We start from the raw sequence: 15,542 nt of genomic DNA on the forward strand, positions 1-15,542 counted from the left end.
AAAATTAGAACCCAACCCATAGATCCTAATGAGCTCTAATCATTCTTTGCCACCACTACCGCTAGGCCCATCCCCTAAGCGTGCAACGCGTCAAGCAACCGTTGCCTGGAAAACCAACATCATTACCGTTGGTGGAGATGCACCAGTGCGTGTGCAGTCAATGACTAATACCGATACTGCGGATGCAGTGGGTACTGCAATTCAGGTAAAGGAATTAGCTCGCGCTGGTTCAGAGATGGTGCGTATCACTGTCAATACTCCAGAGGCGGCTGCCGCAGTTCCCTATATTCGTGAGCAGTTAGACAAGATGGATGTTTTGGTACCGTTGATTGGCGACTTCCACTACAACGGCCATACTTTATTAAACGATTTTCCGGAGTGCGCTAAAGCGCTCTCGAAGTACCGCATCAACCCAGGCAATGTGGGTAAGGGCGCCAAGCGCGATCCACAATTTGCACAAATGATAGAAGCCGCTTGCAAGTACGATAAGCCTATTCGAATTGGTGTGAATTGGGGTAGCTTGGATCAAGAGCTTCTAGCTTCGATTATGGATAGCAATGCAGCTCTGGCAAATCCAAAGACTGCGCAAGAAGTGATGATTGAGGCTTTGATTCAGTCGGCTTTGCAGTCAGCAGAAAAAGCGGTTGAGTTTGGCATGAATCCCGATCAAATTTTGCTTTCTTGCAAAGTCAGTAATGTTCAAGATTTAGTTGCTGTGTATCGTGATCTGTCACGTCGCTCCGACTATCCGCTGCACTTAGGTCTAACTGAAGCAGGCATGGGTAGCAAAGGCATTGTTTCCTCTACTGCAGCAATGGGTATTTTGTTGCAAGAAGGTATTGGCGATACCATTCGCGTTTCATTGACGCCTGATCCAGGCGCTCCTCGTGAAAATGAAGTCATTGTTGCCCAAGAAATATTGCAAACCATGGGCTTGCGTAATTTCACACCGATGGTAATTGCATGTCCAGGTTGCGGAAGAACAACTAGCACCACCTTCCAAGAGTTGGCAGCGAATATCCAGTCTTATTTGCGTCAACAAATGCCTATTTGGAAGAAAACCCATCCTGGCGTAGAGAATATGAATGTCGCCGTGATGGGCTGTATCGTGAATGGCCCAGGCGAGAGTAAGCATGCCAATATTGGTATTTCATTGCCTGGAACGGGTGAAACCCCTGCAGCCCCAGTGTTTGTCGACGGAATTAAGGTCAAAACCCTGCGTGGTGAGAAAATTGCCGAAGAGTTTCAGGTGATCGTAGATGACTATGTTAAACAAAACTACGCTGCCAAGCTTTAACAAGAAGAATAATAAAAATGACTGACGAGAACAAGCAAACTAAAGTCCAGAAAACTCAAAAGATAAATGGCGTGCGCGGTATGAATGATTTACTGCCAGCGGATGCGGCGCAGTGGGCTCATCTTGAGCATGTATTGCGTGATTTAACTCATGCTTACGGCTATGAGTTTTTGCGAACACCTATTGTTGAGGCAACTGCCGTATTCCAGCGTGGCATCGGTGAGGTTACCGATATTGTTGAAAAAGAAATGTATTCGTTCGAGGATCGCTTGAATGGCGAGCAACTCACCTTACGCCCTGAGGGTACTGCCGCATTAGTGCGCTCTGTAATTGAAAATAATTTGTTATACGAAGGGCCTAAGCGTCTTTGGTACACCGGACCGATGTTCCGTCATGAGCGCCCACAGCGTGGTCGCTATCGCCAGTTCCACCAGTTTGGTGTTGAGGCCTTAGGCTTTGCCGGACCTGATATTGATGCTGAAATCATTCTCATGGGTCAGCGTTTATGGGACGAGTTGGGATTGAAGGGCGTTCGTTTAGAAATGAACTCCCTAGGTCAGGCCCCTGAGCGTGCTGAACACCGCGCCGCATTGGTTACTTACTTTGAGAAAAATCAATCGCAGCTCGATGAAGATTCACAGCGTCGCCTGATTACCAATCCTTTGCGTATTTTGGACTCTAAAAATCCAGAGATGCAGGCATTGATTGAGGGCGCACCAAAATTATTGGATTTTTTGGGCGAAGAGTCGCTGAAGCATTTCAATGCGGTGCAGGCATTAATTAAAGCAAATAACATCCCCTGCAAAATTAATCCTCGTTTAGTTCGTGGCCTCGATTACTATAACCTCACTGTATTCGAGTGGGTGACTGATGAATTAGGTGCACAAGGCACTATTGCTGGCGGTGGACGCTATGACCCATTAATTGAGCGTATGGGTGGCAAGGCTGCACCAGCTTGTGGTTGGGCTATGGGTATGGAACGGGTTCTAGAATTAATGAAGGTTTCTGGATCATTGCCAGAAGCTCAGGCTCAATGCGATATTTTTGTATTGCATCAAGGCGGCGAGACTTTGACTGCTGCCATGATCATCGCTGAACGCTTGCGGAGCGCTGGAATCGATACAATCCTGTTCTGCCCTCCTGACGGTCAATCAGCCAGCTTTAAGTCCCAAATGAAGAAGGCGGATGCTAGTGGGGCTGCCTTTGCGGTCATTATTGGACCTGATGAATTAGCCAAGAATGAGGCGCAACTCAAGGACTTGCGCGGTACCGGCGAGCAGAAGTCTGTACCCCTGGATGATGTCTTAGGGGCTGCAATTGATGCCCTGGTAGGCGCCTCCGAATAGAATTAAGCTAATACACACTAATTACCTATTAAATGAGTTTGGATTGACATGCCTTTAGATCTAGAAGAACAAGAACAATTAGACCAATTCAAAGCGTTTTGGCAAAAGTACCGTAACCTTATTACTGGGGTCGTTACAGTTGCGTTGTTTGCTTATGCTGCTTACAGTGGCTATCAATGGTGGCGCAATAGTCAGGCACTCGAAGCGTCTAAGCTTTATGAAACGATGGTAGGTGCCATTGCTAAAGGCGATAAAGACCAGACTCTGCGCGCAACAGACGACTTGCAAAAAGATTTTGGCCGTACACCTTACGCAGCAATGTCTAGTTTGATCGCCGCACGGATCGCATCAGACGCAGGTGATACCGCGAAGGCTTTGGATTATTTGCGTTGGGCGGCAAAGAATGCATCTAATGATGGTTATCTTGGATTGGCGAAATTACGCCTAGTAACTCTATTGATTGAGCAGGGCAGTGAAAAAGATTTTGCAGAGGCTGATCAAATATTGAATGAGAAACCGATTGCTGGTTTTGAATCTTTATGGCTTGAGCGTCGTGGCGATTGGTATTTGGCGCAAAAGAAAAATGAGCAAGCTAAAGTAAGCTATCAAGATGCCTGGAAAAAATTAGACCAAGCAAAAGAATTTCCTGAAGAGGCGCGTCGCCTTCTCAAGGTTAAATTAGATGCTGTTGGAGGAGTTGCTCAGTGATGACTAAAGAAATCAAGCGTTTACCGATGTGCTTAGGCGCCGCCTTGGTATTGGGTGCCGTGGTAATTGCTTTAGCCGCATGCTCTGGTAGCTCCAGAGTAAGGAAGCCCGCTGATTTAGTGACCGTTACCAAGCAATTTGATTTGCAGCCTGTATGGTCAACTAGCATTGGTTCATCTGAATCCTTTAACTTTCATCCTATTGTTGCTGGCGATGCGGTGTATGCAGCCTCTCATGGTGGGAACTTGGCAAAGATTGATTTAGCAACCGGCAATAAGGTCTGGTCAGTATCCGTTCCTGAGAATTTGTCGGTTGGCCCTGGCTCTGATGGCCGTACTACTGTTGCCGTTACCACCAAGGGGGTGGTCTACGCCTATGACGATACTGGCAAGCCGATATGGAATGTCAGCGTTGGTAGTGAAGTATTGAGTGAGCCAGTGGTAGCCGGTGGCGTTGTCGTAGTGCGCGCGCTAGACAATCGCTTCATTGGACTGGATGCGCTAACGGGCGCTAAAAAATGGACTTATCAGCGTCAACAGGCTGCATTGTCATTGCGTGTTGGCTACGGCATGCTGGCTATTGGCAATGAAGTCATCGTTACTGGTTTCACTGGTGGGCGCTTTGGGATGATTGCTATTGCTAATGGCGGCTTAGTTTGGGAGACGCCAGTTTCTTTTCCTAAGGGCTTCTCAGAGATTGAGCGCTTGAATGATGTCACCGCTAAACCAAGTATGGAAGGCGATATCCTCTGCGCAGTCTCTTATCAAGGACGGATTGGTTGCGGGCAGGCTCGTACAGGCAACCTTTTATGGTTCAAAGACTATTCAAGTTATACCGGTACCTCACAAAGCACCGACATGGTTTTCTCGGCAAACGATAAGTCTTATGTCACCGCCTTTGCAACAAAAGACGGCACTCAAGTTTGGGAAAACACGCAGCTGACATTCCGTGATGTTGGTGAGTCGCTTGCGGTAGGCAGGGTGCTACTCATGGGTGATGCTCAAGGTTATATCCATGCATTTTCACAGGCGAATGGCGAGATGGTTGCGCGTATTCGTCACGACAGTAGTCCAATCTCGGCTGCCCCCATTGCGGTAGGTGGCCTCATCTTGGTTCAATCTCAAGGTGGAAAAATAGCGGCGTACAGTCCAAAATGAATCCAGTCATCACTATCGTCGGCCGTCCTAATGTGGGAAAGTCGACTCTCTTTAATCGCTTAACGCGTTCACGTGATGCATTGGTGGCTGACTTTTCTGGCCTAACCAGAGATCGACACTACGGCAAAGGTCGTATTGGTGAGCGCGCTTTTATTTGCGTAGACACCGGTGGTTTTGAGCCAGTAGCTAAGACCGGCATTGTGGCTGAGATGGCAAAGCAAACTAAGCAAGCTGTTGCTGAATCTGACATTGTGATTTTCTTGGTTGACGGTCGTCTTGGTATGGCGCCACAAGATCGTGTCATCGCTGATTTCTTACGTAAGACTGGTCGACCCGTTATCCTCGCAGTTAATAAAACAGAAGGCATGCAGGCTGGCGTTGTCACAGCCGACTTCCATGAGCTTGGTTTAGGTGAGCCGTTCCCAATTTCTTCAGCACATGGCGATGGCGTGCGTGGCTTGATCGATGACGCATTAGATTCCCTTGGCATTGCAGAGCCAGATGAGGATGAATTGGCTAACGATCCAAATCGTCCAATGAAGATCGCCGTAGTAGGGCGACCTAACGTTGGCAAGTCAACACTGATTAACAAATTAATCGGTGAAGAGCGCGTCATTGCATTTGATATGCCAGGTACCACCCGTGATGCGATCGAAGTTCCCTTTGAGCGCAATGGCAAGCCTTACATCTTGGTTGACACTGCAGGCTTGCGTCGCCGTGGAAAAGTTTTTGAAGCGATTGAAAAGTTTTCTGTTGTTAAAACATTGCAAGCGATTGCTGACTGTAATGTGGTGATCTTGATGTTAGATGCTCAGCAAGATATTTCGGAGCAAGATGCACACATCGCTGGATTTATTGTGGAAGCTGGCCGCGCTTTAGTGGTTGCAGTGAACAAGTGGGATGGTTTGGATGCTTATGTAAAAGAGCGCGCTCGATTAGAGATTGCGCAAAAGCTACGCTTCCTCGATTTTGCAAACGTCCACCCAATCTCCGCTAAAAAGGGTACAGGCCTTAAGGAGCTCTTTAAGGATGTGGATTCTGCATATGCAGCCGCAATGGCAAAACTACCAACCCCACGCTTAACCCGTATTTTGCAAGAGGCGATTGAGCATCAACAGCCTAAACGCGTTGGTATGGGTCGTCCTAAATTGCGTTATGCCCATCAAGGGGGCATGAACCCTCCAATTGTGGTCATTCATGGTACATCCTTGAGTGGGGTGACGGATAGCTACAAGCGATACTTAGAAGGTCGCTTTAGGGATGTCTTTAAATTACGCGGTACGCCTCTGCGTATTCAGATGAATACCGCTAAAAACCCCTACGTAGAGGCAGATAAGGGTAAAAAAGGCAAAAAGCGTTAATTTGAGCTGAGTTTTATCTTTCATTCGAAATGGGCTTGATTTTTTCCAAAATCAGCCCAATATAGAGGGCTGATTGAGTAGTTTGTAATAAATGATTTGTAGTGAAGGTTTGTAGTGAATTGGTATTTAATAAAAAAAGCAAGACTCCCAAAAAAGTAATAAAGCAAAAAATAATTAAGGAGCAGTATGAGTAATAGCAACCCCAACAAAATTCAATTACTTCAGGACCCTTTTCTCAATGCTTTGCGCAAAGAGCATGTTCCTGTTTCGATCTATCTTGTAAACGGCATTAAGTTACAGGGCAATATTGAATCTTTTGATCAATATGTTGTCCTCTTGCGTAATACCGTGACACAGATGGTTTACAAACATGCAATCTCCACGATCGTTCCAGCTCGTGCGATTGATTTCCGTTTGGAAGAAGCTAGCCCTGTATAAAACTGGAGTAGATGCGGCACGCGCCGTTCTGGTTGGTGTAGATACAGGACGCGAGGATTTTGCAGATAGCATGGCTGAGCTCAGTCTTTTAGCTGACAGCGCCGGCTCTATACCTGCAGCCAGTGTTATCGCACGCAAGGGCAAAACTGACCCCGCCTTATTTATTGGTTCGGGCAAGGCTAACGAACTCAAGAGGGTGATGGAGGAGCAGGGGGCAGAACTTGCCATCTTTAATCACCCGCTATCCCCAACCCAGCAACGCAATTTAGAACGTCACATTGGCTTTCATGTAATGGATCGCACAGGCTTGATTTTGGATATCTTTAGCCAAAGAGCGCAAAGTCATATTGGTAAGACGCAAGTTGAGCTTGCACAGGTCCGCTATCGCATGTCACGCTTAGTGAGAGCCTGGAGTCATTTGGAGCGTCAACGCGGCGGTATTGGTGTGCGTGGCGGCCCTGGTGAAACGCAGATGGAGTTAGATCGCCGGATGCTAGCCACTAAAGCAAAGCGCTTGGAAAATGAGCTTGAAAAGCTGCAGCGTCAGCAAAGAACCCAAAGACGTTCCCGAAATCGTAGAGATGTGTTTTCGGTCTCCTTGGTTGGATATACCAATGCTGGTAAATCCACCTTATTTAATGCCCTAACCAAAGCCGGGACTTATGCTGCTGACCAGTTATTTGCCACTCTGGATACCACTTCTAGAAGGGTCCATTTAGAGGGGGTTGGTTCCATTGTGGTCTCTGACACGGTTGGATTTATCCGGGATTTGCCTCACCAGTTAGTAGAGGCTTTTAGAGCCACCTTGGATGAAACCATCCATGCCGACCTGATTTTGCATGTCATTGATGCCTGTAGCCCTGTAGCTAGAGAGCAAAAAGCGGAAGTTGAAGCGGTTTTGGAGGAAATCGGGGCAGATGACATCCCCCGTATCGAGGTCATGAATAAGATCGACCAGATGCCTCAAACCTTCACTCGTGGGGCTGTTTTAGAGCGGGACGGGGAGGGTATTCCGAGCCAGGTTTTCCTGTCAGCCAAGACGGGCTTGGGCCTTGATTTACTCCGTTCAGCCTTGGCCGAATGCTCCCAAATGACTGATAGAATAAGGGTCGAGCACAACCGTGCCAAGAAGCAATTGGCCCCGGATGAGTTTTTAGAGCCTTTACCCGAACGACCAGAAACTTCTGAATTTAATCCGATTGCCAAGCGAAGCTATTTTTCAAATGATGCGTAAATTTCTCGACCTGTTTTCGGTCAATGATCCAGGTTGGGGCAATAGCCACAATTCCGGTGGATCCAAAGATGCCAAAGATGGGCAGGGAAATGAACAAGCTCCCAAGGCGGATCCAGAAACCAATAAACCGGTAGAAACTCAGCCAACTAAGCCAGATGGCCCGCCAGACTTGGACGAGCTATGGCGCGACTTCAACGACAGAATTGCTGGCATCTTTGGCGGCAAGAAAATACCTGGCGTAACAGGCGGTCCTGCTAGTAAGCCAACGAATAAACCAAGCAGCACCGATATTCCCCCACCTTCACAACGCGGAAATGGCGGTAACGGTGGTGGTAATGGCGGCATCAATGCGCCTAACTTTAATTTCAATAATCCATTTGGATCTAAAGCAAGCATTCTTGTTGCTGGAGCGCTGGTCTTCTTTGTGTGGATCTGCAGTGGCTTCTTCATTATTCAAGAAGGGCAGGCTGGCGTTATCTTAACTTTTGGTAAATATGATTACACCGCAAAACCGGGTATTAATTGGCACATGCCTTGGCCGATTCAATCTGAGGAGACTGTCAATCTCTCGGGCGTTCGCTCTGTAGAAGTAGGGCGCCCCGTATTAATCAAGGCTACCAATCAAAAAGATTCTTCAATGCTCACCGAAGATGAAAACATCATCGATGTGCGCTTTGCTGTGCAATACCGCCTCAAGGATCCTACGGATTACTTATTTAATAATCGTGATCCTGATACTGCAGTTGTGCAAGCGGCAGAAACTGCAGTGCGTGAGATTGTTGCCCGCAGCAAAATGGATACCGTGTTGTATGAGGGGCGCGAAAAGATTGGTATCGATTTAGCCAACTCAATTCAGAAGATTTTGGATAGCTACAAAACGGGCATATATGTGACCAGTGTGACTGTGCAAAACGTTCAACCGCCTGAACAGGTTCAAGCAGCGTTTGACGATGCAGTCAAAGCGGGTCAAGACCAGGAGCGCTTGAAGAGTGAAGGCCAGGCTTACGCTAATGACATTATTCCGCGCGCCAAAGGTACTGCAGCCCGTCTGATTCAGGAGGCTGAGGGCTACAAGGCTCGTGTAGTTGCTACTGCAGAGGGTGATGCCACGCGCTTTAAGCAAATTTTGGTGGAGTACGCAAAGGCGCCACAAGTAACGCGTGATCGCATGTATATCGATAGCATGCGTGAGATGTATAGCAACGTGACCAAAATCTTGGTTGATACCACCAAGAGCAATAGTCTTTTATATCTCCCGCTTGATAAGATCGTTGCACAGGTGAGTGCTGAAAGTGCTCAAGCGGCAAATACACAGACAAATCAGTCTGGTACCAACACTCCAACTGGTAGCGTGACGGTTGGTGGTGCCACTGGAGTAAATACACCAGCCCCAACTTCCAGTGCCACTCCTGCAACCCCAGCGTCAGCTGTGAATAACTCTACCGATAAACGTGATGGTCTCCGTAGTCGTGATCGGGAGTCCAGATAATGAATGCCAATCGTTTAATCGCTGCAGGTATTAGCTTTATTGCGCTGATTTATGTTCTGTCTTCTAGTATTTTTGTCGTGGATCAACGTAAGTTCGCCGTGGTGTTCTCATTTGGACAGATTGTTCGCGTGATTGAGAAGCCGGGCATACAAATAAAGTTTCCAGCGCCATTTGAAAACGTGCGCTTCTTCGATCGCCGCATTTTGACAATCGATAATCCAGAAGCAGAGCGTTTTATTACTGCCGAGAAGAAAAACTTATTAGTAGATTCTTATGTGAAGTGGCGCATTGTTGATCCACGGAAGTTCTTTATCAGCTTCAAAGGCGATGAGCGCTTAGCTCAGGATCGCTTAACCCAATTGGTTCGTTCCGCCCTGAATGAAGAATTCACTAAACGCACTGTGCGTGAGTTAATTTCTGATCAGCGTGAAGAGGTGATGCAGGGTATTCGCAAGAAGGTTGCTGATGATGCCTCTGATATCGGCGTAGAGATTGTTGATGTGCGCTTAAAGCGTGTTGACCTCTTGGCAGAAATCAGTGATTCTGTATATCGCCGTATGGAAGCAGAGCGTAAGCGTGTGGCTAATGAGCTCCGCTCCACGGGTGCTGCAGAATCCGACAAGATTCGTGCGAATGCAGAGCGTCAACGTGACACTATCCTGGCGGAAGCTTATCGCGATGCCCAAAAGATTAAAGGGGCAGGGGACGCTAAAGCGACTGCACTCTATGCAGAGGCGTTTGGGCGCGACCCCCAGTTTGCTCAGTTCTATCAAAGCCTAGAAGCCTATAGAAGTTCTTTTAAGGACAAGAAGGACATTATGGTGGTTGAGCCGAATGGTGAGTTCTTTAAGTTCCTGCACAAAAAATAAGAAAGCGAATAGTCCACATCATGAATCGCTGGTTACTTCCTGAAGATATTGCAGACGTTTTGCCCGCTGAGGCTCGCAAAGTTGAGTCATTGCGTCGTGCTATTTTGGATTTGTATCAATCCTATGGTTATGAGTTGGTTGCCCCCCCTATTTTGGAGTTTTTAGATTCCCTATTAACCGGCACTGGCTCCGATCTTAATCTGCAAACTTTTAAATTGGTAGACCAGTTATCTGGGCGCACCTTAGGTTTGCGTGCAGACATGACTCCGCAAGTTGCTCGTATTGATGCACATCTCTTGAATCGTGCTGGCGTCACTCGTCTTTGCTATGCCGGATCCGTTGCGCACGCTCGCACACCAGTTGGTAGCTCAGCGCGTGAAGAGTTGCAGTTGGGCGCAGAGATCTATGGATGTGCCACTTGGGAAGCTGATCTAGAGGCTATCACCTTGCTTCTCAAAACGCTGTCTCTTGCAGGCCTAGAAAAGGTTTACCTCGATTTATCTCATGCGGGCATTTTGGCGGGTATCTTAGATGGCCAGAATTTAGATAAAGCAACGGTTGAAGCTTTGTATAGCCTTTTGCAAAGCAAGGATCGTCCTCGCTTAAGTCAGTGGGCGGCGTGTTTGCCTGCGAATGTTGCTAAAGCGCTGATGGCCTTGACTGAGTTAAATGGCCCTTGTGCTGAAGTGTTGGCAAAGGCTAAGAAAGACTTGCCTAAGCACGTAGCAATTGATCAGGCTTTGGCAGATCTGGAGCGTTTAGTTTCAGCTGCAGCGAAGTTATCTGTCAACTTAGAGCTCAGTATTGATTTGGCCGATCTTCGTGGCTATCAATATCACAGTGGTGTGATGTTCGCGGCTTATATAGATCAGTTGCCTCAGCCCATTGCCAGAGGTGGTCGCTACGATCATGTGGGTCAGGCCTTTGGTCGCCCTCGTCCAGCAACCGGATTTTCGTTAGATCTTTTGACTCTTGCAGGCTTATCACCCATGAAGGTGCGCAAGTTGGCTATCTTGGCTCCTTGGGTTGAGGATGCTGCATTAAGCAAGGCAATCACCGCTTTGAGAAGTCAGGGCGAGGTGGTGATACAGATTCCAGTAGGAACAGCAGCAGAAGCTGCCGAGTATGAATGTGATCGAGAACTGGTAAAGCAGGGCAGCTCTTGGGAAGTAAAAAAGAAGTAAAGCAATCAATTTGGCATTAAGCAGTTAACTTATTTTGTAATTATCTTTTTGGATTTCATTATGTCTTCAACGCAGCAAGCAAAAGGTCGTAACGTAGTTGTCATTGGCACCCAGTGGGGTGATGAAGGCAAGGGTAAGGTAGTGGATTGGTTGACTGACCATGCTCAAGCAGTAGTTCGCTTTCAAGGTGGACACAACGCCGGCCATACATTAATCATAGGCGACAAGAAGACCATTCTTCGTTTGATTCCTTCTGGAATCATGCATAAAAACGTGATTTGCTATATCGGTAACGGCGTGGTGCTTTCACCAGAGGCGCTCTTTAAAGAGATCGGGGAGCTCGAGGCTGCTGGTTTAGATGTTCAGTCCCGTCTCAAAATTTCTGAAGCAACCACTCTAATTCTGCCTTATCACGTAGCTATTGATCATGCTCGCGAGAAAAAGCGCGGTGAGGCCAAGATTGGCACAACTGGTCGCGGCATCGGACCTGCGTATGAAGATAAAGTAGCTCGTCGTGCTTTGCGTGTGCAAGATTTGTTCTACCCAGAGAAATTTGCTGAGCAATTGCGAGAGAATTTGGAATACCATAATTTCATGCTCACAAATTACTACGGTGCTGAGCCAGTAAGCTATGAGAAGACTTTAGCTGAAGCAATGTCTTATGCAGAGCGTCTTAAGCCAATGGTGGTGGATGTATCCAGTGCCTTGTATGCTGCCGAGCAATCTGGTCAAAACTTGTTATTTGAAGGTGCGCAGGGCACATTGCTCGATATCGATCACGGCACCTATCCCTATGTAACCTCCAGTAACTGTGTAGCAGGTAATGCTGCTGCAGGTTCAGGGGTTGGGCCAGACTCTTTGCAATACATTTTAGGTATTACGAAGGCTTACTGCACACGCGTTGGTGCCGGCCCATTCCCAAGTGAGCTATATGACCATGACAATCCTGCAAGACAAGATCCGATTGGCGTGCGTTTGGCTGAAGTAGGTAAAGAATTTGGTTCTGTCACTGGACGCCCACGTCGTACTGGCTGGCTAGATGCTGCTGCTTTGAAGCGCTCGATTCAGATCAATGGCCTATCTGGTCTTTGCATTACTAAGCTAGATGTCCTTGATGGCTTTGAAACTATTCGCTTATGCGTTGGTTATCACCTTGATGGCAAGAAGTTAGATGTATTGCCGCGTGGCGCGGAATCAGTTGCCCGTTGCGAGCCAATTTATGAGGATTTCCCGGGTTGGAAGGGTACAACTTTCGGCATTCGCGAGTGGGATAAGTTGCCCGCCGAAGCCCAAAAGTTCCTTCGTCGTATCGAGGAAGTAGCTGGTAAGCCGATTGCAATGGTATCTACAGGCCCAGAGCGTGATGAAACCATTCTTCTCCAACATCCTTTCCAGGATTGATGGAAAATATTTAATCAACCATATTTATTAACTTTCGCTTTAGAGACAAAGGTTCACAACATGACTGCGCGCACTACTTGCAATAGCCTCCAGGTGGCAACTCCCTTATATCGATTCATCGAAGACAAAGTGCTTCCAGGTACCGGTATTAAGAGTGCCGATTTTTGGAAAGGTTTTGATGGGATCGTTAAAGACCTCACACCAAAAAATGATGCCTTGCTCGCAAAGCGCGACCGCATTCAGTTGGATTTGGACAAATGGCACCAAGCCAATCCAGGCCCAATCAAGGATATGCCTGCGTACCGCAAGTTTTTGAAAGAGATCGACTACTTAGTTGATGTGCCAGGAAAAATTACTGCAACCACCAAGAATGTAGATGATGAGTTGGCTCTGCAAGCGGGTCCTCAATTAGTCGTTCCAGTACTCAATGCGCGTTATGCCTTGAATGCTGCTAATGCACGTTGGGGCTCTTTGTACGATGCCCTCTACGGTACCGATGTTCTCTCAGAAGAAGATGGCGCTACTAAGGCTGGCGCTTACAACCCAATTCGTGGTGCAAAAGTAGTTGCATACGCTCGCAATTTCTTGGATCAGGCTGCGCCTTTGGCTAAGGGCTCACACCGTGATTCAGTTGCTTACTCTGTTGATGGCAATAAGCTGTCCGTTAAATTAAAAGACGGCACTACAACAGGGTTGGCGGACGAGAAGCAATTTGTTGGTTACCAAGGTGAGGCAGCAGCTCCAAGCTCTATCTTGTTGCGTAATAACGGTGTTCATATTGATATTGAAATCAATAAGACCAAAACGATTGGTGCTAGCGATCCTGCTGGCATTAATGATGTTGTGCTTGAGGCTGCACTCTCTACTATTTTGGATTTGGAAGACTCGATTGCTGCCGTTGACGGTGACGACAAGGTTCTTGCTTATGAAAACTGGCTAGGTATCTTAAAAGGCACTTTGGTTGAAGAGGTGAAGAAGGGCGACAAGACGATTACTCGCTCACTAAACCCAGATCGTAAGTACAAGGCCGGTATCGGTGCTGTTGATGCAAAAGATGGCGTGGTAACTTTGCATGGCCGTTCACTCTTGTTCCTTCGTAACGTTGGTCATTTAATGACAAACCCAGCCATCATTACTGGTGAAGGAAAAGAAATCTACGAAGGTATCTTAGATGCAGTAGTGACTGTATTGATTGCTCTATACGACATCAATCGTCCAGCAAGCCAAGCCATTGGTAATACTCGTAAGGGTTCTGTTTATATCGTCAAGCCAAAAATGCACAGCCCAGAAGAAGTGGCTTTTGCAGGCGAGCTCTTTGGGCGTATTGAGAAATTACTCGGCTTACCAGCAGATACGGTGAAACTGGGCATCATGGATGAAGAGCGTCGTATGAGTGCGAATATCAAAGCAGCTATTGCTGCTGCCGGTGCGCGCGTAGCCTTCATCAATACTGGCTTTCTAGATCGTACTGGTGATGAAATGCACACAGCGATGTATGCAGGTCCAATGATGCGCAAAGGTGATATGAAAACCAGCAAGTGGTTATCCGCTTATGAGCGCCGTAACGTGTTTGCAGGATTGGATTGTGGCTTGCGTGGCCGCGCTCAAATCGGTAAAGGCATGTGGGCGATGCCAGATATGATGAAGGCCATGGTTGAACAGAAGATTGTTCACCCTAAAGCGGGCGCAAATACCGCTTGGGTACCATCACCAACAGCAGCAACCTTACACACGCTTCACTATCATCAAGTAAACGTAGCTGAACTCCAAAAAGAAATGGAAAAGCTCGATACAGCCGCTGAAGCAGAAGCGCTAATCGATGATTTGTTGACTATTCCAGTGGTTGAAAAGGCCAACTGGTCTAAGGAAGAAATTCAGCAAGAATTAGATAACAACTGCCAAGGTATCTTGGGTTATGTGGTTCGTTGGATTGATCAAGGTGTTGGTTGCTCTAAAGTTCCTGACATTCATAACGTAGGCTTGATGGAGGACCGTGCGACTTTGCGTATCTCCAGCCAGCACATTGCTAACTGGTTGCTCAATGGCATTGTGACTGCTGATCAGGTCAACGAGAGCTTGCAACGTATGGCTAAAGTGGTTGATGGTCAAAATGCTGGTGATTCTTTGTATCAGCCAATGATGCCTAACTACCAAGATTCATATGCCTATAAAGCAGCGAGCGATCTGATTTTCAAAGGTCTTGAGCAGCCTAACGGCTACACAGAGCCTTTGCTGCATGCATGGCGTTTAGAGGTAAAGAAGGCGCACGCTAAGTAATCTAGCCGACGCTTTAAGTAAAAATGGATTTGCCCAAAAAGCAAATCCATTTTTTATTACACACCGTCAAATGTTTGCATTTTTAAACCCATTCGCCAAGTCATATCCCAGGTTTCCATTTCAATTGAATGATGGTGGCAGGGAGGCGGCTGGCTTTAAAGGCGGCGCAGGAGATTGCGTTGTGAGATCCATTGCGATTGCCGCAAGCCTGCCTTATATGCAGGTCTATGAGGATTTAAGACTGGCAAATGAGAGTTACGCCCAGCTGAAAAATGACCGCCTTGCTAAAAGGCTCAACGTCAAAGGTTCATCTCCTAGGAACGGGAATCATCGCAATGTCTTTCATGACTACATTATTAGTCTGGGTTTTCGATGGGTGCCTACGATGGAAATAGGTGCTGGCTGCAAGGTTCACCTAAGGTTAGGCGAGCTTCCTGCAGGGGTCTTAATTGTGAAGGTCTCAAAGCATCTGACTGCTGTGGTGAATGGGATAATTTACGATACGCATGACCCCTCAAGAGGTGGAAATCGATGTGTTTATGGTTACTATATCAAGCCTTAAGGTGGTTTCTTAACTTCTGAAAAATGCGAATTTTGCGCTTAAAGAGCATAAATTAACCCTAAAAATGACTGTTTTTCGGGTTTTTATTTAAACGTAGATTCAAACACGAAGTGCAACACGGTTTAAGGACTGCATAAATACTTCATTGGGGGTTTTAAATCCTAATCGTTTTCTAGGTCGGTTGTTTAAACGGTCTTGGATCATTCTAAGCTCCTTATC

At 47.1% G+C, this 15,542-nt stretch carries 13 protein-coding genes; all 13 read left to right on the plus strand.

Going from position 1 to position 15,542, the window contains the following annotated elements; genetic code table 11:
• Nucleotides 1–28 precede the first annotated feature (28 nt).
• Nucleotides 29–1,297 carry a flavodoxin-dependent (E)-4-hydroxy-3-methylbut-2-enyl-diphosphate synthase gene (gene ispG, locus VC188_RS09305; RefSeq protein ID WP_323483760.1) on the plus strand — a complete coding sequence of 423 codons (1,269 nt, stop codon included), beginning with the start codon at nt 29–31 and terminating at the stop codon, nt 1,295–1,297.
• 17 nt (nt 1,298–1,314) lie between these two features.
• The gene (hisS, locus tag VC188_RS09310; protein ID WP_323483761.1) at nt 1,315–2,643 is read left to right on the plus strand and encodes a histidine--tRNA ligase; all 1,329 of its coding nucleotides are present in this window, start codon (nt 1,315–1,317) and stop codon (nt 2,641–2,643) included.
• Between the two features lie 48 nt (nt 2,644–2,691).
• The gene (locus VC188_RS09315) at nt 2,692–3,351 is read left to right on the plus strand and encodes a tetratricopeptide repeat protein (protein ID WP_323483762.1); all 660 of its coding nucleotides are present in this window, start codon (nt 2,692–2,694) and stop codon (nt 3,349–3,351) included.
• Entirely contained in the window at nt 3,351–4,508 is a 1,158-nt protein-coding gene (gene bamB, locus VC188_RS09320) for an outer membrane protein assembly factor BamB (protein WP_323483763.1), read from the plus strand. The genes VC188_RS09315 and bamB overlap by 1 nt, the downstream gene beginning before the upstream one ends.
• Nucleotides 4,505–5,869, plus strand: a complete 1,365-nt coding sequence (gene der / locus VC188_RS09325) for a ribosome biogenesis GTPase Der (RefSeq protein WP_072582172.1) — start codon at nt 4,505–4,507, stop codon at nt 5,867–5,869. Before bamB ends, der begins: the two co-directional genes overlap by 4 nt.
• Before the next feature lie 186 nt (nt 5,870–6,055).
• Nucleotides 6,056–6,307, plus strand: coding sequence for an RNA chaperone Hfq (gene hfq, locus VC188_RS09330; protein WP_072582173.1), 252 nt, complete (start codon nt 6,056–6,058; stop codon nt 6,305–6,307).
• Nucleotides 6,267–7,541, plus strand: coding sequence for a GTPase HflX (hflX, locus tag VC188_RS09335; RefSeq protein ID WP_256441486.1), 1,275 nt, complete (start codon nt 6,267–6,269; stop codon nt 7,539–7,541). Before hfq ends, hflX begins: the two co-directional genes overlap by 41 nt.
• A complete protein-coding gene (gene hflK / locus VC188_RS09340) occupies nt 7,531–9,030 on the plus strand; it encodes an FtsH protease activity modulator HflK (RefSeq protein WP_323483764.1) in 1,500 nt (499 codons plus the stop codon). Before hflX ends, hflK begins: the two co-directional genes overlap by 11 nt.
• On the plus strand, nt 9,030–9,899 hold the full coding sequence (hflC, locus tag VC188_RS09345) for a protease modulator HflC (protein ID WP_323483765.1): 870 nt from the start codon (nt 9,030–9,032) through the stop codon (nt 9,897–9,899). Before hflK ends, hflC begins: the two co-directional genes overlap by 1 nt.
• Before the next feature lie 20 nt (nt 9,900–9,919).
• Nucleotides 9,920–11,083 (plus strand): ATP phosphoribosyltransferase regulatory subunit, encoded by a 1,164-nt coding sequence (locus VC188_RS09350; RefSeq protein ID WP_215321843.1) that lies wholly within the window; start codon nt 9,920–9,922, stop codon nt 11,081–11,083.
• Nucleotides 11,084–11,143: 60 nt separating this feature from the next.
• Nucleotides 11,144–12,484: an adenylosuccinate synthase gene (locus VC188_RS09355; protein ID WP_216191238.1), complete on the plus strand. Its 1,341-nt coding sequence runs from the start codon at nt 11,144–11,146 to the stop codon at nt 12,482–12,484.
• A gap of 60 nt (nt 12,485–12,544) precedes the next feature.
• Nucleotides 12,545–14,761, plus strand: a complete 2,217-nt coding sequence (locus tag VC188_RS09360; RefSeq protein ID WP_323483766.1) for a malate synthase G — start codon at nt 12,545–12,547, stop codon at nt 14,759–14,761.
• 70 nt (nt 14,762–14,831) lie between these two features.
• On the plus strand, nt 14,832–15,323 hold the full coding sequence (locus tag VC188_RS09365) for a hypothetical protein (protein WP_323483767.1): 492 nt from the start codon (nt 14,832–14,834) through the stop codon (nt 15,321–15,323).
• Nucleotides 15,324–15,542: the final 219 nt, after the last annotated feature.

It is taken from the genome of Polynucleobacter sp. MG-28-Ekke-A2 (assembly GCF_035012985.1).
Classification (GTDB): Bacteria; Pseudomonadota; Gammaproteobacteria; order Burkholderiales; family Burkholderiaceae; genus Polynucleobacter.